Origin of the sequence: Corynebacterium drakensteinense, from assembly GCF_041224285.1 — a bacterium.
Classification (GTDB): Bacteria; Actinomycetota; Actinomycetes; order Mycobacteriales; family Mycobacteriaceae; genus Corynebacterium.
In genome coordinates this window covers 1-22,776 of record NZ_JAXOFP010000008.1, presented here as the reverse complement: position 1 = coordinate 22,776, position 22,776 = coordinate 1, and the positions used below count along the sequence as shown (strand labels likewise).

The 22,776-nt window shown below is 56.7% G+C and carries 23 protein-coding genes; 19 read left to right on the top strand and 4 right to left on the bottom strand.

The window, feature by feature from the left end; translation table 11 throughout:
* The first annotated feature begins 104 nt into the window (after nt 1–104).
* Both U1140_RS05995 and U1140_RS05990 read left to right on the top strand, forming a co-directional pair.
* Nucleotides 105–743, top strand: a complete 639-nt coding sequence (locus tag U1140_RS05995; RefSeq protein ID WP_369846630.1) for a flavin reductase family protein — start codon at nt 105–107, stop codon at nt 741–743.
* Nucleotides 740–2,014, top strand: coding sequence for an MFS transporter (locus U1140_RS05990; RefSeq protein ID WP_369846629.1), 1,275 nt, complete (start codon nt 740–742; stop codon nt 2,012–2,014). The genes U1140_RS05995 and U1140_RS05990 overlap by 4 nt, the downstream gene beginning before the upstream one ends.
* 82 nt (nt 2,015–2,096) lie before the next feature.
* On the opposite strand, the gene U1140_RS05985 is transcribed toward U1140_RS05990, so the two are convergent.
* The 3 genes from U1140_RS05985 to U1140_RS05975 all read right to left on the bottom strand — a co-directional run bounded on the left by U1140_RS05985 (nt 2,097) and on the right by U1140_RS05975 (nt 5,954).
* On the bottom strand, nt 2,097–3,830 hold the full coding sequence (locus U1140_RS05985; RefSeq protein WP_369846627.1) for a BCCT family transporter: 1,734 nt from the start codon (nt 3,828–3,830) through the stop codon (nt 2,097–2,099).
* Between the two features lie 85 nt (nt 3,831–3,915).
* Complete coding sequence (locus tag U1140_RS05980) at nt 3,916–5,235, bottom strand: DNA polymerase III subunit epsilon (protein ID WP_369846626.1); 1,320 nt, start codon at nt 5,233–5,235, stop codon at nt 3,916–3,918.
* On the bottom strand, nt 5,232–5,954 hold the full coding sequence (locus U1140_RS05975; RefSeq protein ID WP_369846625.1) for a TetR family transcriptional regulator: 723 nt from the start codon (nt 5,952–5,954) through the stop codon (nt 5,232–5,234). Before U1140_RS05975 ends, U1140_RS05980 begins: the two co-directional genes overlap by 4 nt.
* Nucleotides 5,955–6,230: 276 nt before the next feature.
* Between U1140_RS05975 and U1140_RS05970 the strand changes: the two genes are divergently transcribed.
* The 16 genes from U1140_RS05970 to pyk all read left to right on the top strand — a co-directional run bounded on the left by U1140_RS05970 (nt 6,231) and on the right by pyk (nt 19,952).
* Nucleotides 6,231–6,953, top strand: a complete 723-nt coding sequence (locus tag U1140_RS05970) for a hypothetical protein (RefSeq protein WP_369846624.1) — start codon at nt 6,231–6,233, stop codon at nt 6,951–6,953.
* Between the two features lie 3 nt (nt 6,954–6,956).
* Nucleotides 6,957–7,538 (top strand): hypothetical protein, encoded by a 582-nt coding sequence (locus U1140_RS05965; protein WP_369846623.1) that lies wholly within the window; start codon nt 6,957–6,959, stop codon nt 7,536–7,538.
* Between the two features lie 22 nt (nt 7,539–7,560).
* On the top strand, nt 7,561–8,982 hold the full coding sequence (hisD, locus tag U1140_RS05960) for a histidinol dehydrogenase (RefSeq protein WP_369846622.1): 1,422 nt from the start codon (nt 7,561–7,563) through the stop codon (nt 8,980–8,982).
* Nucleotides 8,983–8,986: 4 nt separating this feature from the next.
* Complete coding sequence (locus U1140_RS05955; protein WP_369846621.1) at nt 8,987–10,072, top strand: histidinol-phosphate transaminase; 1,086 nt, start codon at nt 8,987–8,989, stop codon at nt 10,070–10,072.
* A complete protein-coding gene (gene hisB / locus U1140_RS05950) occupies nt 10,069–10,674 on the top strand; it encodes an imidazoleglycerol-phosphate dehydratase HisB (protein ID WP_369846620.1) in 606 nt (201 codons plus the stop codon). The genes U1140_RS05955 and hisB overlap by 4 nt, the downstream gene beginning before the upstream one ends.
* Complete coding sequence (locus U1140_RS05945; protein WP_369846619.1) at nt 10,674–10,841, top strand: hypothetical protein; 168 nt, start codon at nt 10,674–10,676, stop codon at nt 10,839–10,841. Before hisB ends, U1140_RS05945 begins: the two co-directional genes overlap by 1 nt.
* A 364-nt stretch (nt 10,842–11,205) precedes the next feature.
* Nucleotides 11,206–12,465: an MFS transporter gene (locus U1140_RS05940; RefSeq protein ID WP_369846706.1), complete on the top strand. Its 1,260-nt coding sequence runs from the start codon at nt 11,206–11,208 to the stop codon at nt 12,463–12,465.
* A 15-nt stretch (nt 12,466–12,480) separates the two neighbouring features.
* Nucleotides 12,481–13,113: an imidazole glycerol phosphate synthase subunit HisH gene (hisH, locus tag U1140_RS05935; protein WP_369846618.1), complete on the top strand. Its 633-nt coding sequence runs from the start codon at nt 12,481–12,483 to the stop codon at nt 13,111–13,113.
* A gap of 11 nt (nt 13,114–13,124) precedes the next feature.
* Nucleotides 13,125–13,895, top strand: coding sequence for a bifunctional 1-(5-phosphoribosyl)-5-((5-phosphoribosylamino)methylideneamino)imidazole-4-carboxamide isomerase/phosphoribosylanthranilate isomerase PriA (gene priA, locus U1140_RS05930; RefSeq protein WP_369846617.1), 771 nt, complete (start codon nt 13,125–13,127; stop codon nt 13,893–13,895).
* 14 nt (nt 13,896–13,909) lie between these two features.
* Complete coding sequence (locus U1140_RS05925; RefSeq protein WP_369846616.1) at nt 13,910–14,701, top strand: inositol monophosphatase family protein; 792 nt, start codon at nt 13,910–13,912, stop codon at nt 14,699–14,701.
* 25 nt (nt 14,702–14,726) lie between these two features.
* The gene (hisF, locus tag U1140_RS05920) at nt 14,727–15,491 is read left to right on the top strand and encodes an imidazole glycerol phosphate synthase subunit HisF (RefSeq protein ID WP_369846615.1); all 765 of its coding nucleotides are present in this window, start codon (nt 14,727–14,729) and stop codon (nt 15,489–15,491) included.
* Nucleotides 15,488–15,889 (top strand): phosphoribosyl-AMP cyclohydrolase, encoded by a 402-nt coding sequence (gene hisI / locus U1140_RS05915; protein WP_369846614.1) that lies wholly within the window; start codon nt 15,488–15,490, stop codon nt 15,887–15,889. Before hisF ends, hisI begins: the two co-directional genes overlap by 4 nt.
* A 4-nt stretch (nt 15,890–15,893) precedes the next feature.
* On the top strand, nt 15,894–16,565 hold the full coding sequence (locus U1140_RS05910; RefSeq protein WP_369846613.1) for a TIGR02234 family membrane protein: 672 nt from the start codon (nt 15,894–15,896) through the stop codon (nt 16,563–16,565).
* Nucleotides 16,566–16,656: 91 nt separating this feature from the next.
* Nucleotides 16,657–17,538: an indole-3-glycerol phosphate synthase TrpC gene (locus U1140_RS05905; RefSeq protein WP_369846612.1), complete on the top strand. Its 882-nt coding sequence runs from the start codon at nt 16,657–16,659 to the stop codon at nt 17,536–17,538.
* Nucleotides 17,539–17,559: 21 nt separating this feature from the next.
* Nucleotides 17,560–18,492, top strand: a complete 933-nt coding sequence (gene lgt, locus U1140_RS05900) for a prolipoprotein diacylglyceryl transferase (RefSeq protein ID WP_369846611.1) — start codon at nt 17,560–17,562, stop codon at nt 18,490–18,492.
* 29 nt (nt 18,493–18,521) lie between these two features.
* Nucleotides 18,522–19,952: a pyruvate kinase gene (pyk, locus tag U1140_RS05895; protein WP_369846610.1), complete on the top strand. Its 1,431-nt coding sequence runs from the start codon at nt 18,522–18,524 to the stop codon at nt 19,950–19,952.
* Nucleotides 19,953–19,963: 11 nt separating this feature from the next.
* On the opposite strand, the gene U1140_RS05890 is transcribed toward pyk, so the two are convergent.
* Nucleotides 19,964–21,220, bottom strand: a complete 1,257-nt coding sequence (locus U1140_RS05890) for an amidohydrolase (RefSeq protein ID WP_369846609.1) — start codon at nt 21,218–21,220, stop codon at nt 19,964–19,966.
* A gap of 363 nt (nt 21,221–21,583) precedes the next feature.
* On the opposite strand from U1140_RS05890, the gene U1140_RS05885 reads away from it, so the two are divergent.
* Nucleotides 21,584–22,776: hypothetical protein (locus tag U1140_RS05885; protein WP_369846608.1), on the top strand; the 1,193-nt coding region annotated here is incomplete at its 3' end.

Here is a 22,776-nt window from a genome sequence, read left to right as displayed (position 1 = left end):
TAGAGGGCAGCAAAATCCGGTTATGCATATCTCAAATATATTTATGATATATTTTTAAATGAGATGTAGTTCACTAGGAGGGAGTTGCTATGAAATGGCACCCAATGCAAGAAAAGAATCCGCTGCCGTATTCACCATTTAAGTCGAGTACGGTCCCGCGCCCAATCGGTTGGTTGTCTTCGGTTAGTGAAGACGGAGAAGAAAATATTGCTCCATATAGCCAGTGGCAGAACTTAACTTTTGATCCTCCAATGGTGATGTTCTCCGCGAATCAATACCCCGATGGTCGTCGAAAAGACACGGTGCTGAATGCGGAAAAGACCGGTTGGTTTGTCTGGAATATGGCCACATATGACCTCCGAGAAGAAGTCAATAAATCAGCGATGGCATTGGATCCTAAAGAAAGCGAGTGGGATCATCTCGATGTCACGAAAGAGTATTCCGATAATGGCAATATTCCGATGGTCAAAGAATCACCGATCAAGTTTGAATGCCGTTATCTTTCGACTCACAGGTTGCCCGGTAATTCGAATGTAGGAACTATCGACGTCGTCTTTGCAAGGGTAGAAGTAATTCATATCGACGATAAGGTCATCACCGATGCCGGCAAGATCGATATTGAGAAGATCATGCCGATAGCTAGGCTGGGCTACTTTGACTACACAGTCGTTCGAGAAACCTTTGAAATGCGTGTTCCTGGGGCCGATGGAGATGCCCAGTCTGGTTTGGAAGGCTCCGCATGACCAGACAAACAAAAGGCCGCCGCTTAAAAGATCTTGTCGCCGTCAATTTTGGCAACATTCTGGAATGGTATGACTGGAACATATATACAATCTTCGCACCTTATTTTGCGGCCAAACTCTTCATTGACGATGATCCAGCGAGTGCGTTGTTGTCCACGTTGGCAGTATTTGCAATCGGGTTCATCGCACGGCCGGTAGGCGGCTTCGTTTTTGGCAGATTTGCCGATAAAGCAGGACGCAAGCAAGCGTTGTTTTTGGCGATGATGTTAACGGCTGGTGGCTCACTCGTTATCGGGATGGCTCCAACAGCAGCTTCCGTGGGGGTCTGGGCTGCTGTAATTCTCGTCGGAGCAAGGCTTTTACAGGGATTAGCTCATGGCGGTGAAATGGGTACGTCTATGACCTACCTCGTGGAGCGCGCTCCGAACGGGAAACGTGCATTATTTGGATCGACTTCTTGGGTAAGTGTCGTTATGGGCACCATGCTCGCAACCATCATCGGGTTATTGCTCAATATAATGCTCGACGAATCGATGATTGATTCTTGGGGTTGGAGGGTTCCATTCCTCATCGGCGGAGTTCTAGGGTTATATGCGCTGTGGCTGAGGAAGAACATTGTGGAGACATCTGAAAGTCGCACTTCGACAAATGATGCGATCTCTACGGCACCGTTAGCTGAAAAGAGTGGGATTTTTGGTTACTGGCGTGGGCTGCTGCTGATCTTCGTGACTTCCGCTGGCGGTTCCCTAATGTTTTATAACTGGCTATTGTATTTGCCGACCCATGCACAAATTAAGTTTGAGCAATCGCCAGACAGCACACTAGCAGCTAGCCTCGTCGCACAAGTGATCTTCTTGCTGATGATTTTGTTGTTTGGCTACCTCGGCGACAAGGTTGGCAGGAAACCATTAGTTATCGGTTTCTCAGCAGGATTCATTGCACTCACAATTCCTTTTTACAGCATTCTGAGCGGATCATTCATCACATTAGTTGTTGCAATGGTTGTTTCACTAACGGTTTTGGCGATGTTGTTCGGTATCAATGGTGCCTTATGGGCTGAAAGTTTGCCGACCAAATATCGCGCGACCGGCGTGGCCACAACGCTGTCGCTGGCAACAGCTATGTTCGGTGGGACAGCGCCTTATGTTAATCAGTGGCTGAGCAATGCTGATAAAGATTTCTGGTTCCAGATCTATCTCATCGTTGTAGCAAGTGTGACACTATTAGCCGGGCTATTTGCAAAAGAAACTAAGGACAAAAACTTGAGCTAAGTGCCATCGCTGCTGGGTGAGTAGTGCGGTAAGCGATCAACGTGTAGGTATTGACCGAGCCAAAGGCGACTAGCAATAAGCGCTAGTCGTCTTTATCCGTTTCCACGGTGACGTTACCGGTGAGTTTCCAGCCGTCGCCTTCTTCGTATTCGAATTCTGGGGCGTCTAGCTCGTTGCCGTCTTTGTCGTAGCCCGGAGCTGGTTTGTCCTCTGCTTGCTTGAGTTTTTCGGGGGTGTCTGTCTTTTCCCAGCGGCGGGTGCGCACGCGCTTTTCGGCTGCGAAGTCATCGCCCATGCCCTTCAGCAGTGAGATCATGATGAATCCTTGCATGATGAAAAACGGCAACGCGACGATGGTGACGACTTCCTGGATGGCCTCAATGCCTGATTCGTTGATAAACAGCAGGGCAGCGGTGACTACACCGACAGCAATTGCCCAGGCAACGCGGTAATAGGTCGGTGATTTGGCTTCTTCACCAGTGGCGAAGGTGTCCATGACCAGCGCGGCGGAGTCGATTGAGGTGATAAAGAAGATCGTGATCACGGCCAGTGCGAGCGTGCCGGAGACCGCATAGAGCGGGTATTGCTCCAACAGTGCGAATAGCGCGACTGGTGTGTTGCCTTCTTCTACCACCGGGCCAGTCAGCACACCCGGATCGTCGAGTTCCATCTCGATGGCCGAACGGCCGAAAACCGAGAACCACACGATCACGAAAATCGTCGGCAAGGCCAACACACCACCGATGAATTCACGCACGGTGCGACCCTTAGAAATGCGGGCGATAAACATGCCGACGAACGGCGACCAACAAATCGTCCAGGCCCAATAGAACGCGGTCCAAGAGTTCAGCCAGCCGGGGTTTTCGTTATAGGAATCCACCCAGAACATCAGCTCTGGCAGGGTGCTGGCGTACAACCCGAATGCTTCGGTGGTGTGGTTAATCACCTTAAGCGTTGGGCCCATGGCCAGAACGAAGAGCATCAGCAAAACGGCACCGAGGATGTTCAGGTTGGAGAGGATCTTCACGCCTTTATCCAAACCAGTGGCCACAGAAATCGAGGCGATCACGGTGATGACGACGATGATCAGCAATTCCACCCAGCCGACCAGCGGCACGCCCCACATGATGTTCAAGCCGGCATTGATCTGCAAAACCCCCAGGCCGACCGAAACCGCCAGGCCGAAGATCGTGCCGATGATCGACATCGCGTCGATGAGCTTGCCCGGCCAGCGATACACCATCCCGCCCAGAAACGGCGAGAACACAGAAGAGATGCGGGCGGGCATTTTGCGCTTGTAGATGAAATAGCCCATGGCTAAGCCCGGCAGCACGAATATGACCCACATGTGTGCGGCAAAGTGATAGTAAGTGTATTCAAAAGCCTGCACAATGGCCTGTTGGCTCATCGGTTCCAGATCGCCACGCGGCGGGTTATACGCGTGGTGGATAGGCTCGGCAGCGCCCCAGAACAGCAACGTCGCGCCCAGGCCAGCGGCAAAAAGCATGGCGAACCACACCGGCAAGGAGAATTCTGGTTCGTCGTCGTCATCTCCGAGGCGCAGGTTGCCGAATTTGGAGACGAAAATGCCGATGAGGAACACGAAGATCACCGAAAAACCACCGATGTAAAGCCACGCGAAGTTTTTCAGCAGGCTGTCAGAGACATCGCTGTAGAGGTCGCGGGCGCGTGCGCCGAAGGCGATGGTCCCGGCAACAAAAACCACCACAAAAATGGTGGCGGTGAAAAAGACGAACGGGTCGGTTTGTAGTTTGAATCCACGCCGTTTATTCGGCGTTTTGTGTGGGGCTGTCATGATTTTCCTGCCAGCTAGGTTGCACGTTTCTCGATGAGATTACCTTGTTCACACTAGCTGCGGCGGAAAAATCACCGAGTGTGGCTTAAAACGGCGGTTGTTCATCCAGACCCAGCGCTGCGAATAACTTCGATGCCGGCCAAATCTCGATGCCCTGGCCTTTTTCATTGAGTTCTTCGGCGCGCTTTTCTTTTGACGTCTTCTTTGCCCATTCGCCGACCACCAGAATGGTCGTTTTCTTGGTGACATTTTTACCAATCTGCGCGCCGCGTGCGGCGATATCGTCCCACAGCCGCCCTTTGTCATAGGGTTCGAATTCACCGGTCAGGGTGACATGTTGGCCGAATAATGGGTGGTGAGAGTCGGCATCGTCGTTGGCTTCCGGAACCGTATCCGGGGTGGCGACGGCCTGCCACGGTGCAGGTTGCCCCGATTTGCCAGATTTTTTGCTTGTTGACGACGGTTGCTGACTCGGTTGATCCGCAGCCGCGCCGTGTGCATCGGAGCCGTTGCCACTGGAGTTTGCGCCTTCAGTCCCACCTCCGGGTTTGTGGCTTAAATCGGTGCGCAAGACCGGTCGGTGGGTGCCATCGTGCAATTCACCCAAAGCAAAATCAGCAGCACCGAATAAATCGGCGACACTACCGCGGTGGTGTTCGCGCAGCGCCAGGGCAACCAACACATCTCCAACCGTGCGGGCGGAATCTTGCTCGGCCGTAACCCCGACGGCCTGGGCTACGGCTTTCAGGCTATGGTCGGCTACCTCGATAACTGCCCGCGCGCTGGCATCACGGGCCAGGGCTAACGTGCAGCCGTAGTGTAATGCTGCCTTCGGCACGGCGCGCTGTAGCAGCGCCGCATGGTAAAAGCCATTGTGGGCGATCAGTGGCGTGGTGCCGTTGGCTAGTGCTGGGTTTTCTTGCACGTGTTGGGAAAATTCCGCGGGGCCGAAACTGCGTGATTCGCCAGCCTGGCCATCGCTAAAGACAGTGGTGTCGATAAGCGGTTCGGAATCGTTGGCAACACCGGCGGGCGCAGCTTCTACGCTGATCGCGACGAAGTTCAAGCCTGCTACCGCACCGTCAGCAGGGGCATCGCCTTGTTGCGCATCACGAACATCGCTGATGAACGCCTGGAGTGCTTTGGTGCCGGATTCACCGGGAGGAAAGATTATTCTTTCTGGCGCCGAGCCTGCACCCACGCCCTGTAATTCGACGAAACCGCAGTTGAGTGCTGTCGGTTCAGTCGCGGAGATTCCAGTGATGTCAGTGATGCGGATGCTGGAGACGACGCGGGACTTTGCAGCAGAATCCGCGCTGCGAAACAAAGCAGCAGATAACTCGCTGCGCATTATTGTGATCTCTTCATTCGATACTGTCAGCGTGGCGTTGTGTGCTTGAGTCACGGCAAGGATCCTTTCTGGTTATTTACGTCGTTATTTACGTTATTTAACCGAGTTTTCAGGCCAGCTAATAAAACGGTAATGCCGCGTGGGACGTCGTCAGTAACTCGGCGAAACGTTGCTTCTGTTGAATGTAGTCCGCCAGGGGGTTTGGCGGCGGCACTCGCGGGCAGTCTAGGTTTGTGAGCAGACTGCGTGGCTTCCAACAGTTGCTTGGCGGATTGCTCCATTATGCTGGCGCCAAAAATAAGGTGCAGGGCAGATGTGGTGGCAGCGGATATTTCTGCAGCGGTTTCATCTGCAATTTGCGGGTCGGGGGCGCCGGGGGCGCCGTGGGCATTGTGTGGCAGCAGGCCTTCGTTCACCAATTCTTGTTGTATGCTGCGCGCTAAAAGTTCACACAGCTGGGACCACAGCGGTGAATGCGGCTGCGATGATGCCGCGTGCACCAGCTCGGCGCCATCGCGGTGGCGCAGTAAGGTTGCACGCAGCTTTGTGCAAAACTCCTGCGGGCTGGATTCGTCGTCAAGCACAAGAACCGGAGTAAGGATTTTTGTGGCGACGGCTGTAATTAATTCTTGCTTGTTTGCGATATGCCAATAGAGAGCTCCCGCGGCTACACCGAGGGAGCTTGCTACCCGCCGCATCGTCATATCCGCCAGCCCATAGGCGTCGAGAAGCTCCAGGGCATGGTTGATGATGGTCTCGCGGTATAGCTGCACAATTGCATAGTTTACGGTAGATATTTCCTGCAGGTGAGTGCTCTCGGTGTGCGCTCGAGATCGGAAACCGCGTGCGCACGGTCAATAACCACAGATCGCTGAATATGCGGCGTTCACAGCTTCTTCTGAGGGAGTTCTCATGTTTACCGGAGGCCCAGACTGTTAATATTGCAGGACACTGCGCCAGTGGGCGAAAGTGCCGGAAAGTGGAGTTGTCCTCTCCGGGGTTTTCTCTCACCGGCAAGTTTCCCCCAAATAATTATTCAAGGAGTATCCATGTCTTTGTCCCTGACACCCAAAAAAGCCATTGTGGCCGTTGCCGCACTGGCCCCACTCTTTGTGGCTGGGTGCTCATCGGCTGATGAGGAAACCGCTGCGAAGAACACCTCGACTGTCACGAGCACGTCTGAGACCGCTGCGGAAACCCCGACGGAAGATCCAGAGCACGATGCTGAAAAAGATGGCGAGGATAAGGACAAAGAAGCTCATCCAGATGGCGAGCACAAGCCGAAAGACCACGCGGCAACCGGCGGCCCCAACGGCGGGCCAGCTCCGCAGGGTAACCACGACGGCCAGCCAGTGAACCCGTTTGGGAATGATGCCAATGCGCAGCGCATGAACGTCGCGCCCGTAGAAGGCGGCCAGAACGCAGATGAGCAGACTGCCAATGAAATCCGGCAACTGGTTGATGGCCAGTACCAGCAAAACAATCTAGCGGATTTCATTAGCTATATCCCGAACAACACCTGCGCTGCGGTGTTGAATGAGATCGGTGGTGCAGAAGCATTCAACGTTGACGCTTGGGATCCACAGTCTCGTGCGCTCATGCAGCAGGCTTATGAAATGGTGCCGAATCAATCCGGCATCGAATCGGTGACTAATATTCAGCGCAACGGTGACCGTGCGTCTGCGACTGTGCGCACCAATACTCCACAGGGCATCGACGAGGGCGTGCAGCGATACCAGCTCGAAGATGGCAAGTGGAAGTTCTGTAAGTAATTTATGGCGAGAATAATACCGCGGTGGCTGGGAGATCGTGCCGGTCTGATCGGGCTGGCACTGATCGTATATTCCGTCGGCGGCGCAGTCTGGGGGTTGCTGCGTCCGCAATTTTCGGCGGAAGTCGTCAACATCGAGCGAGTGATCCCGGATTATTCTGATTCGAGCCATTTTCGCGCCTTCGCCACGTTCGTGATCGTCACCGCCGCATTGTCTGTGGCGTTGGCAATTTTCGCCTACCTCACGCAAGGCTCGCGCAAGCTTGTCGACCTGCTATGGCTCGGCGTCGTAGCATTAGCTGGCGCAGTGTCGTTTTTGGCGGTGGGCGATGTCGTTGGCATGAGCGTGCATGGCGTTGGTGGTGCGGAACAATTGGCACCGGGGACCACGATCACGACGGTTGCGCCTGCAAAACCAGGTATTTCGGGTTACCTCATCGCGCCATTCGTGGCTATGCTTGTGTATTGGTCGTTGCAGGTTCTCACCCCTGCGAGTGAGCAACCTACACAACCTACTCAGTCCGAGAACCGAAGCCGGGCTGAGCAGAGCGGGCAGAAAGCCCGGCAACCATCCGAAACAGCTTAGCCAGCATGAAGGAGCCAGCACGGTGTTAAGCACAATCGACCTGCGAGGCCAAGTGCCCACCACCACACAGTTGCGCCGCAGCCTACCGCGCGGTGGCACAGATATTTCCTCGGTGATACCGACGGTGGCACCAATTATCGATGCAGTGAAAACCGGCGGCGCTGGTGCGGCTTTGGATTTCGGCGAGCGCTTTGACCGTGTGCGCCCAGGGTCGGTTCGCGTGCCTGATGAGGTCATTGATCGTGCAGTGGGCAGCCTGGAACCTGACGTCCGCGCTGCGATTGCCGAAGCGATCGCCCGCACACGCAAAGTGCACCGTGAGCAGAAGCCTTCCAGCCACACCACCGAGCTTGCCGACGGTGCACGGGTTACCGAAGTTTTCCGTCCCGTCGAGCGCGTTGGCCTCTACGTGCCGGGTGGGCAAGCCGTCTACCCATCCTCGGTGATCATGAACGCAGTACCGGCGCAAGAAGCTGGCGCGCAGTCGTTGGTGGTCACCAGCCCGCCGCAAGAAGATTGCGGTGGTTGGCCGCACCCCACCATCTTGGCAGTGTGCCAGATGCTGGGCGTCGATGAAGTTTGGGCCGTGGGTGGTGCGCAAGCCGTCGCGCTGTTGGCATATGGCGACGACGGTGTGGGGAATCCTGGCGCGAGCGCCCAGAGCCCCGAGAACGTCTGCGAGCCCGTCGACATGATCACCGGGCCCGGCAATATCTATGTTGCTGCCGCGAAACGCTTGGTGCAGGGAGTTGTCGGTATTGACTCCGAAGCCGGGCCCACCGAGATTGCGATCATTGCTGATCACACCGCGAACCCGACCTGGGTGGCTTACGATTTGATTTCCCAGGCAGAACACGACGAAATGGCAGCCAGCGTGCTGATCACCACCGATGAGGGTTTCGCTGCGCAGGTCAACCAAGAAATCGAACAGCGCTACGGCGTGACCGCCAACCATGCGCGCGTGGAACAGGCATTGCGTGGCCAACAGTCGGGGATTGTGCTTGTCGACGATATTGACCAAGCAATCCGCGTTGCCGATGCCTATGCAGCCGAGCACCTGGAAGTGCACACAGAAAACGCCCGAGAAGTAGCAGAAAGAGTCCGTCACGCTGGCGCGATCTTCGTTGGGGAATTCTCTCCGGTGCCGTTGGGTGATTACGTCGCTGGTTCGAATCACGTGTTGCCGACTGGTGGTACCGCACGGTTTTCTGCGGGCTTGTCGACGCACACGTTCCTGCGTCCAGTGAACCTGATTGATTATTCGCAAGCAGGTTTGCGTGCGGTCGCAGAGCACGTCATCGCGTTTTCTGCGGCTGAACAATTGCCAGCCCATGGCGAGGCGATCCGTGCGCGATTCGTGAACGCGGCAGACGGTGCGCCACAAGGTACTGCGTCACACGGTACGGAGCCACAAGGTACGCAAGAAAGCACGGTAGAAAGCTAAATCCATGGTCGATATTTCCCGTTTGCCACTGCGCGAAGAATTGCGCGGCCAGCACGCCTACGGCGCACCACAACTTGCGGTGCCGGTGGCGCTGAACACCAACGAAAACCCGTACCCGCCGTCGCCGGCACTGGTGGAATCGCTGCTCGCAGAGATCAAGCAGCTGGCCTCGAAGCTCAACCGCTATCCAGACCGCGATGCGGTGCAACTACGGGAAGATCTCGCTGCGTATATCACTGGGCGCACCGGGGTGGCAGTTACCGCAGACAATGTCTGGGCGGCGAATGGTTCTAATGAGATTTTGCAGCAATTGCTGCAAGCCTTTGGCGGGCCGGGGCGCAGTGTGTTGGGTTTCCAACCGTCGTATTCCATGCACCCGATCTTGGCGGCGGGCACGCACACTGAATTTATTAACGTGCCGCGCCGAGCAGATTTCACCGTCGACATGGATGCAGCATTGGCTGTGATTGCTGAGCGCAAGCCGTCGGTCGTGTTCATCACCACGCCGAATAACCCGACCGGAACACCGACCAGCCTGGATGAGATCGAGCAGCTCTGCCAGGCCACCGACGGCATCGTCATCGTGGATGAGGCATACGCAGAATTTTCGGCAAGCCCTTCGGCGACCACGTTGGTGGCGCAGTACCCAGAAAAGCTCGTGGTCTCGCGCACCATGTCGAAAGCTTTCGATTTCGCCGGAGTGCGGCTGGGATATTTCGTTGCTGACCCAGCTTTCGTCGAAGCCGTGCAACTGGTGCGCTTGCCGTACCACCTGTCGAGCGTGACCCAAGCTGCTGCGCGCGCGGCGCTGCGCCATGCCGACGAGACCCTAGCCGACGTCGACAAGCTCATCGAAGGCCGCCACCAGGTTGTTGCCGGGTTGGAAGAGCTCGGTTATCGCGTGATGCCGAGCGAGTCGAATTTTGTGTTCTTTGGTGAGTTCGCTGATCAGCATGCCGTGTGGCAACAATTCTTGGATCGGGGCGTACTGATCCGCGATGTTGGCGTTGCAGGCTTCTTGCGTGCGACGATTGGTACACCGGAAGAAAATGAAGCGTTTGTGCAGGCAGCACGGGAGGTGCAACGATGAGCCGTCGGGTAGGCACGCATCAGCGGGCAACCAGCGAATCTGATATTTCTGTCGAGATCAACCTGGATGGCCCGGCGCACGCGGAAATCACCACGGGTCTGCCGTTTTTTGATCACATGCTCACCGCTTTTGCGCTGCATGGCGGGTTCGGCCTACGGGTTGCCGCGCGCGGTGATATTGAAGTCGATGCGCACCATACGGTGGAAGATACCGCGATTGTGCTGGGGGAAGCATTCGCCCAAGCACTCGGTGACAAAGCTGGGATCACGCGATTTGGGCAACAGCAACTACCCATGGATGAAGCATTGGTGGAAGCCGTGGTGGATATTTCTGGCAGGCCGTATTGCGTGTTCATTGGCGAACCCGAGCATCTGGTGCACCAGATCATCGGTGGCCACTACGCCACGGTGATGAACGAGCATTTTTTCGATACCTTTGCCAAGCACGCTGGCTTAACCCTGCATGTGCGGTGCCACTATGGTCGCGACCCGCACCATATCACCGAAGCGGAGTTCAAGGCCGTTGCGCGTGCATTGCGCGCTGCGGTGCTGATTGATCCGAAACAAGCAGGCCACATTCCGTCGACGAAAGGTGCGCTGTAATGGCGAATGTTTCGGTGCTGATTGTTTTCTTGTTTGCTGGTTTGCTCGCCGGTGGTGCCGTCAGCGCCTATCGGGCAGGAGCTAAAGCCTGGACGATCATTGCCGCTCTCGCCGCGGTTTTGCTGACAGTACTTGCGGTGTGGATGATGACCGCACAAATGCCGTAGCCGCTCAGCGGCTATTCTGCGTATACGTAGCCGCTCATTCACCGGTAGCTCCTTCGCTGGCTCACCCTCATGGTCTTGCGAAGCTTACCTTCATGTATTTTGAATGCACGTACTGTTGTGCCCGCGCGCAGATTTTTCTGTCTTCATACGCTGCGTGGCGCAAGAGCATGGATTATTCGACGAGATGTAGGTGAGTTCACAGCGAGGAGCAGTAGGCCAGATGAGTCAGCAGCATGGTGGTGAAAACAACAACCACGCCGACAAGACCACGAGCACGACCCAGCTAGGCGAAACTACAGGCCAGTCGGGGGACACGAAGACCACCGAGACGTCCATCTGGAAAGTGCGCGGGTTTACCTCCACGATGGTGGCAATCGCCTGCGCCTACGGTGCATTTTCCTTGCTGCTGCCCGTCTTGCCACTCGCTGTGCTCGATTCCGGTGGGTCAGCGACTCTCGCCGGTGGTGCCACCGGAGCGTTCATGGCTGCGACCGTGGCCATCCAGATTTTCACCCCCAAGCTGGTGCGCAAGTTCGGCTATAACCCGGTGATGATGGTTTCTGCCTTCATGCTTGGTGTGCCGGCACTCGGGCACTTGTTGGGCATGGATGCCTGGATCGTGCTGGTGTTCTCTGCGCTGCGTGGTGTCGGCTTCGGTGCGCTGACCGTGGCGCAATCTGCCTTGATCGCCGAGTTCGTGCCCATTCGCCTGTTGGGCAAAGCCACCGGCATTTTGGGGGTGTTCGTCGGCAGCGCGCAGATGGTGTTCATGCCGCTGGGCCTGATGATGGGCAATGCCTGGGGTTATCACACGGTCTATCTACTTGCCGCGGCTACCGCGTTGATTGCGGTGGCGATGATCATGCGGCTGCCGAAGTTATATCCTGCGACCGCCGATGACGACAGCAGCCCGGTGGTTCACGTATCGATGTGGAAGCTGGTGCTCGTCCCGGCGCTTGCGATGACAAGCATTTCCATGAGCTACGGCGTGGTCTCGTCGTTTTTACCAGCCTCGGTGCGTGAAGCTGATCCCGCAACTGGTGCGGTGCTGGCCGGCTTCATGCTCTCTTTGATCGGTGCGATGACCTTCATCTTCCGCCTGGTTTCCGGGCTGGTGGCCGATCGTACGGGCAAACCAGGCTTACTCATGATTCCCATGCAATTCCTGGGCCTGCTCAGCATGCTGTTGATGGCCGTGGCGACGATCGGCGGCTGGTCGATTTGGTGGCTGGTGCTCTCGGCGCTGCTGTTCGGCGCGGCATTCGGAGGCATGCAAAATGAAGCCCTGCTGTCGATGTTTGACCGTTTGCCTCGACACAAATTCTCCGAAGCCTCGGCGGTGTGGAATATTTTCTACGACGCCGGCACCGGCCTGGGTTCCCTTGCACTCGGTGCGCTGGTTGCGGGCTACGGCTACGGCGGCACCTACCTGGCTGCCGCGGGTATTGTTTTGCTGATTATTTTCTTGACCAGCATGGATGCCTATATTGGCAAGCACCGCACCACCGATTACCATCACATTCGCGGCCGCTTGCGCCAAGTCCCTGGTGCACGTACCGCAGGGCGCGCGTGGCGCTACAGCCGCAGAAATGCTTCCCGCCTGCGTTTCGGCAAGCGGCCATAGCCTAGACTGTCTGCTATGAGCCCGACTGTTGCCCTGCTTGACTATGGTTCCGGAAACATCCGCAGCGCCTACCGCGCCCTCGAACACGTCGGCGCGGAAGTAGAAATTACCCACGACCCGCAGACCTGCCTCAACGCCGATGGCCTTCTGGTGCCCGGTGTGGGAGCGTTCGCTGCCTGCATGCGTGGTTTGCGCGCGGTGCATGGCCCCCGCATCATCGGCCAGCGTCTAGCCGGCGAACGCCCCGTGCTCGGTATCTGCGTAGGCATGCAGGTGCTGTTCGAGCACGGCCGCGAGCACGATGAGGCCGCAGAAGGCTGTGGCGAATGGCCGGGAAGCGTGGAGCGCTTGCAGGCGAAGATTTTGCCGCACATGGGGTGGAATACCGTGGAACAGCCCGATTCGCCGATGTTTGCCGAGCTTGACGACGACGAACGCTTTTATTTTGTCCACTCCTACGGCGTGCGCACTTGGGAGCTAGACAGCACAGATTTTTCTGCCCCGCCCAAGGTCGCGTGGTCGACGCATGAAAGTGATCGTTTTGTGGCTGCCGTCGACAATGGTGCATTGTGGGCCACCCAGTTTCACCCGGAAAAATCTGGCGCTGCTGGTTCGCAACTGCTGCGCAACTGGATCACCACGCTTTAGAAAGGCTGCCGATGAAATTCACGCTGCTACCTGCTGTTGATGTCGTCGAAGGGCGCGCTGTACGCCTAGACCAAGGCGCTGCGGGCACCGAAAAATCCTACGGCGACCCGCTCGAGGCTGCCCGGCGTTGGCAGGATGCCGGAGCGGAATGGATCCACTGCGTTGATCTGGATGCTGCTTTTGGCCGCGGTTCCAACCACGAGCTGCTGGCAGACATCGTGCGCGACCTCGACACTCAGCACGTCAAAATTGAGCTCACCGGTGGCATCCGCGACGACGCCTCGCTGCAACGCGCACTGGCGACGGGGGCACGCCGGGTCAACATCGGCACCGCGGCATTGGAAAAACCGGAATGGATAGAAAAAGTTCTCGCAGAGCATGCCGACGTCGTCGCCATTGATCTTGCCGTGCTCAAGGATGAAGCCGGCGACTGGCGCACCCGCGGTCGCGGCTGGGAGTCCGACGGCGGTGATCTTTGGGAAGTTTTGGAACGTTTGGATGCTGCTGGTTGCCAGCGCTTCGTGGTCACGGATGTCTCCAAAGACGGAACGCTGAGTGGGCCCAACGTGGAGTTGCTGCGTGAGGTGAGTGCGGCCACCGATGCCAAAATCACTGCCTCGGGCGGAATTTCTAGCTTGGATGACATCTCCGCGTTGGCGCAGTATGCCGACGAAGGCATCGACTCTGCAATCATTGGTAAGGCGCTGTATGAAAACCGTTTTGCTCTTAGCGAAGCACTAGAACTGGTTGCTGGACTAGTAAGCAAGGCCACACACGGCTAGGATCGGGTTTTACCATGGACGCATCCGAGACGACTGGAACTAAGGCCACGCAGCATCTGGCACAGCTGGAAGAACTGCTTGGCGAGGCCGAAGAGATGTTTCGTGCTGGCTTTGGCACTGCGCCCGCCCGCCGCAAATCAGGTGGCTCGCCGGTGACCACCGTTGATTTCGCCATTGAAGAATATTTGCGCGAAACCCTGCACGGCATTGGCGGCGCGACCGTCTGCGGGGAAGAACATGGTGGTGAGATCGGTGAAGAACCCGCGTGGGTGATTGATCCAATCGATGGCACGGCAAATTTTGCTGCCGGTAACCCGATGTGCGCGATCAACGTCGCGCTGGTTGCGAATTACCGTCCCGTCGTCGGCATGATCGCTCTGCCCATGTTGCACAAGCGCATTAGTGCCGTCGTCGGTGGGGGAGTATTGCGCAATGGCGAACACTTCGACCGACACCGCCCGCACGGGCATATTGGTGCCTCGAATGTGGGCTCGGCTGCCGTCGACCAGGTTTCTGCGCACCGTCGCGCGCAAATGCTGGAAGATATCGTCTCGCAGGGCTTGTCGACGCGCATCACCGGTTCCGTCGGGCTTGATCTGGCATTTGCTGCAGAAGGTGTTTTTGATGGCATCATGAATTTTTCGCCGTACCCGTGGGATAACGCTGCGGGGGCGCTGTTAAATTCCGAAGCCGGTTTGGTGGTTACGGACCTGGAAGGCAGGCCGTGGACGACTCGGTCGAATGGAATCATCGCTGGCAGTGCTGATATTCATCACCGGCTGCACCGCCTGGTGCGAGAAAATTAAGTAGTAAACAGAAAGGGCAGGGGCAGTGAGTCTGGCAACGAGGGTGATTCCCTGTTTGGATGTCAAAGACGGCCGCGTGGTCAAAGGCGTGAATTTTGCAGGCTTGCGTGATGCCGGCGATCCGGTCGAACTCGCCCGCCGCTACGAGGCCGAAGGCGCCGATGAGCTGACCTTTTTGGATGTCTCTGCCTCAAAACAAGGCCGGGGCACCATGCTGGAGGTTGTGCGGTTGACTGCAGAGCAGGTTTTCATCCCGCTGACTGTCGGCGGCGGGGTGCGCAGTGCCGATGATGTCAACGAGCTGCTGCGTGCCGGTGCCGATAAAGTTTCTATCAATACTGCGGCCATCGCACGCCCGGAGCTGCTGCGTGAGCTCTCGCGGCGCTTTGGCTCGCAGTGCATCGTGCTTTCTGTCGATGCCCGTCGAGCACCACACACCCCGTCTGGTTTTGAAGTCACCACGCACGGTGGTTCGAAGTCTGCTGACCTGGATGCCATCGAATGGGTGCGCACAGGAGAAGAACTCGGCGTGGGTGAGATTTTGTTGAACTCCATGGACGGCGATGGCACGAAGGCGGGGTTTGATCTCGAATTGATCGCTGCGGTGCGTGAGCACACCAACCTTCCGGTGATTGCCTCCGGCGGGGCGGGTGCTGCCGAGCATTTTCCTCCCGCGATCGCCTCTGGCGCGGATGCGGTGCTGGCGGCCTCGATTTTCCACTTCGGTGAGGTTGCGATCGACGAAGTGAAACAATCCATGCACGATGCAGGATTGACGGTACGGCGATGACACACGAGACCACACCGAACAAAAACTCCAGCGAAGCCGGAAGTGACAATCCCGCCGATTACGAGCTGGCCCCGGGCGTCGTCAAGCGCCTCAAGCTCAACGACGCTGGGCTGGTTCCTGCCGTCGTGCAAGCCGCCGATACCGCTGAAGTGCTGATGCTGGCCTGGATGGACACGCATGCGCTGGCGTATACGCTGGCAACGCGCCGCGGCACGTATTATTCGCGCTCGCGCCAGGAATACTGGATCAAGGGGTTGACCTCGGGAAATACGCAATACGTTGAATCGGTTGCGCTCGATTGCGATGGCGATACGGTGTTGCTGCGGGTCCGCCAACGCGGCGGAGCGTGCCACACGGGTGATCGCACGTGTTTCGATGCAGACGTTTTGCTAGCCTAAAACGATGATTTCGCATCGCGTTTCTGCGCTGTTGTTGGCCGTGGGTGCCGCCGGTTTATGGGGTGCATCCCGGATGGATTGGGTTGTGGCTGACACTGCCGATGAGCTTGCCGGGGGCCGTACCATTGCCATCAGCGGTGGGCAGTGGTCGATGGAGCTGACTGCCTTGGCCTTGGTTATCGTGGCTGGTTCTGTCGCGGGGCATGCTTTACGACGCCTGGGGCGGCGCGTCGTCGGTATTTTGTGCGCGCTGGCCGCCATCGCTGCGAGCTGGTCGGGATTGTCGATGCTCGCTGGCACCCCAGATCCCGAGCACGCCCGCAATGTGTTGCGCGCGGCGGCAACGAATGACACGGCCGTGAACGCAGAAGGCATTAGCGAATGGGCGAGTGTGGTGGCTGTGCAGCCGCAGACGGCAGGGCCGATCGTCAGTTTGGCGGCGTGTGCGCTCGTGGTGTTTGCCGGGGTGTTGTTGGCGATGCGTCCGGGGGCAGATCCGGCGCGGCTGAACAAATATGAGCGCCAATCTGCTCGGGAAGACAAGATTGAGCGGGAATTGGAAGAAAGCCCGGATTCCGGTCGCGTGCTGTGGGATGCGCTCGATGCAGATATTGATCCGAGTATTGATCCGAGCGAGGATCTGAGCGAGGATCGCCGCTCCGCCCCCAAAAATTAGGTGCACCTTGGTATTCGTAACAGTGATGTGGAATACTCAAAGCTACCGATAGCAGCACAACCCGCGGTCAACGAAGAGAAGGGGTGGGCACGTGGTCACGACGCTAGGCACAGCGAAGGATATTGTCGCCGATATCCTGGTCGATGTTGCCGCCCGCGAGGCCCGTTTGCCCTTCGTGGACATCAAAGCGCTCTCCCGTGCCGTGGCTGCGCCCCGCCCGATTGTGCCGATTTTGTCGCAGCCTGGCTGTAGTGTGATTGCAGAGATTAAGCGTGCTAAACCCGCGGTTCGTTTTGGTCAATCTTCCCGCTACGGCAGTGCGTCTGCTGCAGATTGCCTGATTGATTTTGGGGCGGTGGATACGCTTGCCGACGTCGCTAGCCTGGCGCAAGGCTTCGAATCTGCCGGTGTTGCCGCGATTGCGTGCCAAACTGAGCGGTTGCGTTTCCGGGGTTCGCTGGAAGACATGGCTACCGCACGCACGGCGACTTCGGCGCCAATGTTGTGTCGGGATATCATCGTTGATCCATACCAGGTGCATGAAGCGCGCTTTTTCGGTGCGGATATCGTCCCGCTGCAAGTAGAGCTGCTGGAACAACCGCGGTTCGAGGCGTTGGTGGACCGCATCGAAAGCCTGGGCATGACGGCGTTGGCAGAAGTCCGCAGCGTGGAACAAGCCCAACGCGCGATGGCTGCCGGCGTGCGCGTGGTGGGTATTAATGCCCGTGAGTTAAATTCGCACAGTTTGCAGCCGGATCGTTTTGCAGCGATCGTGCCGCATTTGCCAGAGTCTGTGGTTCGCATCGGACTTGGTGGCGTGCTGGGCGCGCGGGAGTTGTGGCGCTATGCCGGATGGGGTGCTGATGCCGTGTTGGTCGGTGAAGCGTTGATGTCGGCACCGCGACCAGCGGATGTGGCGCGTGCGTTGGTGGCAGCCGGGGTGCACCCGGCGTGCCCGATACGCCAGCTCTGATCTATGGCACAATGCTAAGGCGTGACTGTAGATTTTTTGGCGAATATTCCGTCCCCTCCGCAAGCCGTCTGGCAGTTGGGCCCGTTGCCGCTGCGTGCGTATGCCTTGTGCATTATCGCGGGTATCATCGTCGCGCTTTATGTTACCCAAGCACGCTATGTGCGTGCCGGTGGTGATTCGAATGTGGTCTGGGATGCAGCGATCGTCGCGATCCCGGCGGGAGTGATCGGTGGTCGGATTTATCACGTCATCACCGATCACCATAAGTATTTTTGTGCCGATTGTGACCCTGTCGACGCCCTGCGTATCACTAATGGTGGTTTGGGTATCTGGGGCGCGATCGCGTTGGGCACCATTGCCGTTGCGGTGATGTTTAAAATCCGTGGCATTCGACTTGCCCCGTTCGCGGATGCTGCAGCGCCGGCTATCGTGCTTGCTCAAGCTATCGGCCGGCTGGGCAACTGGTTTAACCAGGAACTTTATGGCCGTCCCACCGATGTTCCGTGGGCGCTGGAGATCTACCGCCGCGTTGACGAGCAGGGCAATTATGCCCCGGTAACGGGCACCTCAACCGGTGAAGTCTTGACGACGGTACACCCCACATTCCTTTACGAGCTGTTGTGGAACGTCGCTGTCTGCCTGTTTTTGCTGTGGGCACACAAGCGCTTCCGCCTAGGTGGCGGGCAAGTTTTCGCCTTGTATGTTGCGGGGTATACCGCGGGTCGGTTCTGGATCGAGCTGATGCGCGATGACGAGGCCACGCTGCTGTTCGATGCCGTGCGCGTCAACGTGGTGGTTGCCGTGGTGGCGTTCGCACTCGCGCTGCTGGCGTTCGTCGTGTTGGGCAAACGCTATCGTCGGCAAGTCCAGGAAGGCCGGGTGGATGCGGAAAAACCAGCGGCAGATGAATCTTCGGTGAACGAGGCCGCGACGGAGTCTTCGGGGGCTGACTAGACAAGCTGCATGCGGGTAAGGTTGGGGCCGTGGACAGAAGAACAAAGATTGTATGCACACTCGGACCAGCCGTTGCCAGCCAAGAAGCCATTGCTGGCTTGGTCAGCGACGGAATGAACGTTGCTCGATTGAACTTCTCGCATGGTGAACACGAAGATCACCAACGCAACTATGAATGGGTACGCCAGGCCGCTGCTGAAAGCGGCAAGGCCGTTGGTGTGCTGGCCGATCTGCAGGGGCCGAAGATTCGCCTGGGTCGGTTCGTGGAAAACGAAACTTACTGGGAAACCGGCGAGACGGTGCGTATCACCGTCGATGATGTCGAAGGCACCCATGACCGGGTGTCAACCACCTATAAAAATCTTGCTGACGACGCCCGCGCCGGTGACCGTCTGCTTATCGACGACGGCAAGGTCGCCGTGGAATGCGTTGAGGTCGATGGTACCGATGTTGTCTGCCGTGTGACTGAGGGCGGGGCGGTGTCGAATAACAAAGGCGTTTCGCTTCCGGGCATGGATATTTCGGTGCCCGCGCTGTCGGAAAAAGACATCGAGGACCTGCGCTTCGCGTTGCGCCTCGGGGTGGATTTCATTGCGTTGTCGTTTGTGCGCTCCCCGTCGGATGTGGATTTGGTGCACGCCATCATGGATGAAGAAGGCCGTCGCCTGCCGGTGATCGCGAAGCTGGAAAAGCCAGAAGCCGTCGATGCCCTCGAATCAATCATTTTGGCTTTCGATGCCGTCATGGTGGCACGTGGCGATTTGGGTGTGGAAGTTCCACTCGAGCAGGTGCCGCTGGTGCAAAAGCGTGCGATTCAAATTGCTCGCGAAAACGCCAAGCCGGTGATCGTGGCAACGCAGATGCTGGATTCCATGATCGAGAATTCACGCCCAACGCGTGCCGAGGCATCCGATGTGGCTAACGCGGTGCTCGATGGTGCTGATGCCGTGATGCTGTCCGGCGAGACCTCGGTGGGCGTGGACCCGCACAACGTGGTGCGTACGATGTCGCGCATCGTATTGGAAGCAGAAACTATCGGTGAATTGCCGGATCTGGGGCATATTCCGCGCACCAAGCGCGGCGTGATCGCTTATTCTGCCCGCGATATTGCTGAGCGATTGAATTCGAAAGCACTGGTGGCGTTTACCACCTCCGGTGATACGGCAAAGCGTTTGTCGCGGTTGCGTTCGCAGCTGCCGCTGTTGGTGTTCACCCCGCACGAGGGGGTGCGTTCGCAGCTGGCGTTGACCTGGGGCGTCGAGACGTTCTTGTGCCCAGAGGTTGCTTCAACCGATGAGATGCTGCATGTGTTGGACCGGCAGTTGGTCAAGGTTGATGGTTATCACCGCGACGATGTCATCGTGCTGGTGGCAGGTACCCCACCGGGAGTGGAAGGTAACACCAACATGGTGCACGTTCACGCGATTGGCGAAGACGTGCGCATCGCCCCGAAGAGTTAGCCGCTAGGTATCTAGGTATTGGCGACGAAACTGAGCAGTGCACCAGCGCCCGCGAGGGTGGTTGCGTGCACTGTTGGTTTATATTCGGGCACAAAGTTTGCCTGGTGGTTGACCGGCACGTCCGTGTCTATGGTGCCGCGGGAGGCGGCCTCGTCCCACAGCTGGTGCGGGGTGGAACCGACAAACCAGAACAGGTACGGAGCATTCCAGGCTTTGGGAAGATAAGTAAAATCTTCTGAGACCGTGGAGCGGTTTGCGGTGGCGCTTTCGTCGCCGAATATCGCATCGAAGCTGGCGCGCACGCGCTCAAACACCGCCGGGTTATTATCGACGACTTCGCCGTGGGCGTAGAACTTGTAGATCGGCTGTTGCGTGGAGCCTGAGGCATCGACTTCTGCTTGTACCACGCGTTTGAGTGCAGCGTAAACGCGTTCTGCGAGTTCTTCATCATAATAGCGAGTGTTGAGAACTAGTTCTGCGCGGTCCGGAATGATGTTATTGGTATCCCCGGATTGCAGCGTGCCGACGGAAATGACGAAAAACTCATCCGGGGCGACTTCTCTGCCGACGATGGCTTGCAGCCGGGTGACAATCATGGCCGCTGTATAAGTCGGGTCGATTGATTTATGTGGCATGGATGCGTGGGCAGATTTGCCAAAGATGGTGACTTTGATGGAATCACAGCCGGCCATTAACGGACCGCGGCGCGTTTGTACTTCACCCGCACGTCCAGGCATGACGTGTTGGCCGAGGCAGACATCTGGGGCGGGGATCTTGTCGACGAGGCCGTCCTCGAGCATCAGTTTGGCACCGATGGAGGATTCTTCGGCTGGTTGGAACAGTGCGATGACGGTGCCAGACCAGTGCTCGCGGAGGTTATCCAGAATTGCGAGTGCTCCGAGCAGGGCAGTGGTGTGCATATCGTGCCCGCAGGCGTGCAGGTTTTTGCCATCAACGAATAACGCGTCGAAGTCCGCGCGCATAAGTGCGGTGGGCGTGTGCTCTGTGGCGTTGTTTCGCATGACGGCGGTGATGCCGTGACCGCCGATGTTGGTGGTGACCTCAACGTCGAAGCGTGTGAGCGCGACCTGAATAGCAGCGGCTGTGCGTTCTTCCTGGTGGGAAAGCTCTGGGTGTTCGTGAAGATCGTTGTAAAAAGCTTGTTGCCAGGAAAGATCCGCGGTGTGGTTGGCGAGGAAGTCTGCGATGTGTTGGGCAGTTACGCTTTGTTCGACTTCTGTGCGTGATGAATCTTGGGGTTGCTGCATGGAGTTATGGTAACCGGCTGTGAATACGTATTAAGAACAAGTGTGTGATTAATGTGAGAATAGTGAATAGCTGGCGTTATTACTTTATTACCCCCGGAGACTGAATCGCATGATCAGCTATGGAGGGCGTATTCCGAGGCGGGGCCTGTCCTTCGCGATGTTTCTGCAGGTCGCGGTTGGTAATGGCTGATTATAAAGTTTAATCGAGTTGTAGTGGGGCGGTAACTCTAAAAGAATCCTTTAATAAGGGGGGGGTAACTGAATTTTACTTGGAAAAACTAATACAATTAGGTAATTTTTGGAGTGTTGAAAAGTGTTCACCTGGGTTGGGGATGCTTGCTAGCTTCATCGAGAGGGAAAACCATGTCTAAGTCAAAGCCAGCTGTTCGCACTGTTAAGCGCCGCGGTCTTGCAATCGCAACTGCAGTTGCAGTCACAAGCAGCACGATCGCTACAGTGAATTTTGCTTATGCAGAAGAAACAACTGATCGCGGCCAGGATGTAAAAATCACTGACGAACTGCCAGCGGAGACTGAAACTCCAAATACCGAAGCCGGTGAAACGGATGTCGTAGTCTCCCCAGAATCGACCGATGAAACTGTTGGGGATGCATCTGAGGAAGAAGACTGGCTGAAAGCTCCAACTGCGGACGAAGCTTTTCTGCAGGAGCAAGCGTCAATTAAATCGTATTTAATTGAGACACAGAATCCTGATGAAACAACTGCAAAGGTTGCGGAGAAATTCCACAATCGTATTGACGAATCTAACTTTGGTAGTTTTGAATTTCAGCTCCAGAAAAAAATCAAGTCATATTTTAATGAACTGGTAGCCGCCGGGGAAATTAAATTTGAAGGAGAAGGTTATTCATTACGGACAGCTAAAGAATATTTCGATGCTCGTAAGGTCGCTATTGCAGCCGATCTGCGCTCGCAAGATGGCTCTCCAAACAAAACTATTGATGAGGTAGTTACCGGGCATGTAGCTGCTTTGTCTGAGACCCATCACTTCGGTGATGATGGCGCTAAAGTACAGTGGGAAACTGAATTTCGGCAGTTGGTCCAAGAACTCGAAAAAGAGATATTTGCAGACTGGTATAAACCTTCCGCGCAGGACTATTTTGGTCAAAGGGAACAGGCAATCGAAGCAGGTTTTCGTTCAAAGGAACCACAGGGTGGAGCTGAGACTGCTAACAAAATCCTGGCAGAAGCAGAACGGGCAAACTTTGAGTTCAATGACGACGAAGAAAAGACTCAGTGGGAAGGCCAAGTTCGTAGTTTAGTGTTAGCCAAAGAAGCAGAAATCTTGGCTGAATTGAAACCCGACGTTTTAGAAAAACTTGAAAATTCTGACGTAAATGAGTTCCAGAAAGAAATTTTCAAGAAAGCTTTTAACTCCGTCACAGATCTGGCTGAATTTGCGAAAATCCGCAGTGCAGTGGACGCCGAAATAGAGAATCCTGTTGCGCCGTTTGGTCGTGAGGATGCGCCTAAGCCTGGGGTTCCGTCTGGTGAGGATGAGGCTGGAGTTGATGAGGCTCCTGAGTCGCCGTTGGTTGG

Excerpts from the sequence above, each read along its gene's own strand:
- U1140_RS05970 (WP_369846624.1), top strand. The coding sequence starts at position 6,231 with ATGTCTTTGTCCCTGACACCCAAAAAAGCCATTGTGGCCGTTGCCGCA.
- U1140_RS05990 (WP_369846629.1), top strand. The coding sequence starts at position 740 with ATGACCAGACAAACAAAAGGCCGCCGCTTAAAAGATCTTGTCGCCGTC.
- U1140_RS05965 (WP_369846623.1), top strand. The coding sequence starts at position 6,957 with ATGGCGAGAATAATACCGCGGTGGCTGGGAGATCGTGCCGGTCTGATC.
- U1140_RS05940 (WP_369846706.1), top strand. The coding sequence starts at position 11,206 with ATGGTGGCAATCGCCTGCGCCTACGGTGCATTTTCCTTGCTGCTGCCC.
- hisB (WP_369846620.1), top strand. The coding sequence starts at position 10,069 with ATGAGCCGTCGGGTAGGCACGCATCAGCGGGCAACCAGCGAATCTGAT.
- hisI (WP_369846614.1), top strand. The coding sequence starts at position 15,488 with ATGACACACGAGACCACACCGAACAAAAACTCCAGCGAAGCCGGAAGT.
- U1140_RS05945 (WP_369846619.1), top strand. The coding sequence starts at position 10,674 with ATGGCGAATGTTTCGGTGCTGATTGTTTTCTTGTTTGCTGGTTTGCTC.
- hisH (WP_369846618.1), top strand. The coding sequence starts at position 12,481 with ATGAGCCCGACTGTTGCCCTGCTTGACTATGGTTCCGGAAACATCCGC.
- U1140_RS05925 (WP_369846616.1), top strand. The coding sequence starts at position 13,910 with ATGGACGCATCCGAGACGACTGGAACTAAGGCCACGCAGCATCTGGCA.
- U1140_RS05890 (WP_369846609.1), bottom strand. The coding sequence starts at position 21,220 with ATGCAGCAACCCCAAGATTCATCACGCACAGAAGTCGAACAAAGCGTA.
- U1140_RS05995 (WP_369846630.1), top strand. The coding sequence starts at position 105 with ATGCAAGAAAAGAATCCGCTGCCGTATTCACCATTTAAGTCGAGTACG.
- U1140_RS05955 (WP_369846621.1), top strand. The coding sequence starts at position 8,987 with ATGGTCGATATTTCCCGTTTGCCACTGCGCGAAGAATTGCGCGGCCAG.
- U1140_RS05985 (WP_369846627.1), bottom strand. The coding sequence starts at position 3,830 with ATGACAGCCCCACACAAAACGCCGAATAAACGGCGTGGATTCAAACTA.
- priA (WP_369846617.1), top strand. The coding sequence starts at position 13,125 with ATGAAATTCACGCTGCTACCTGCTGTTGATGTCGTCGAAGGGCGCGCT.
- U1140_RS05910 (WP_369846613.1), top strand. The coding sequence starts at position 15,894 with ATGATTTCGCATCGCGTTTCTGCGCTGTTGTTGGCCGTGGGTGCCGCC.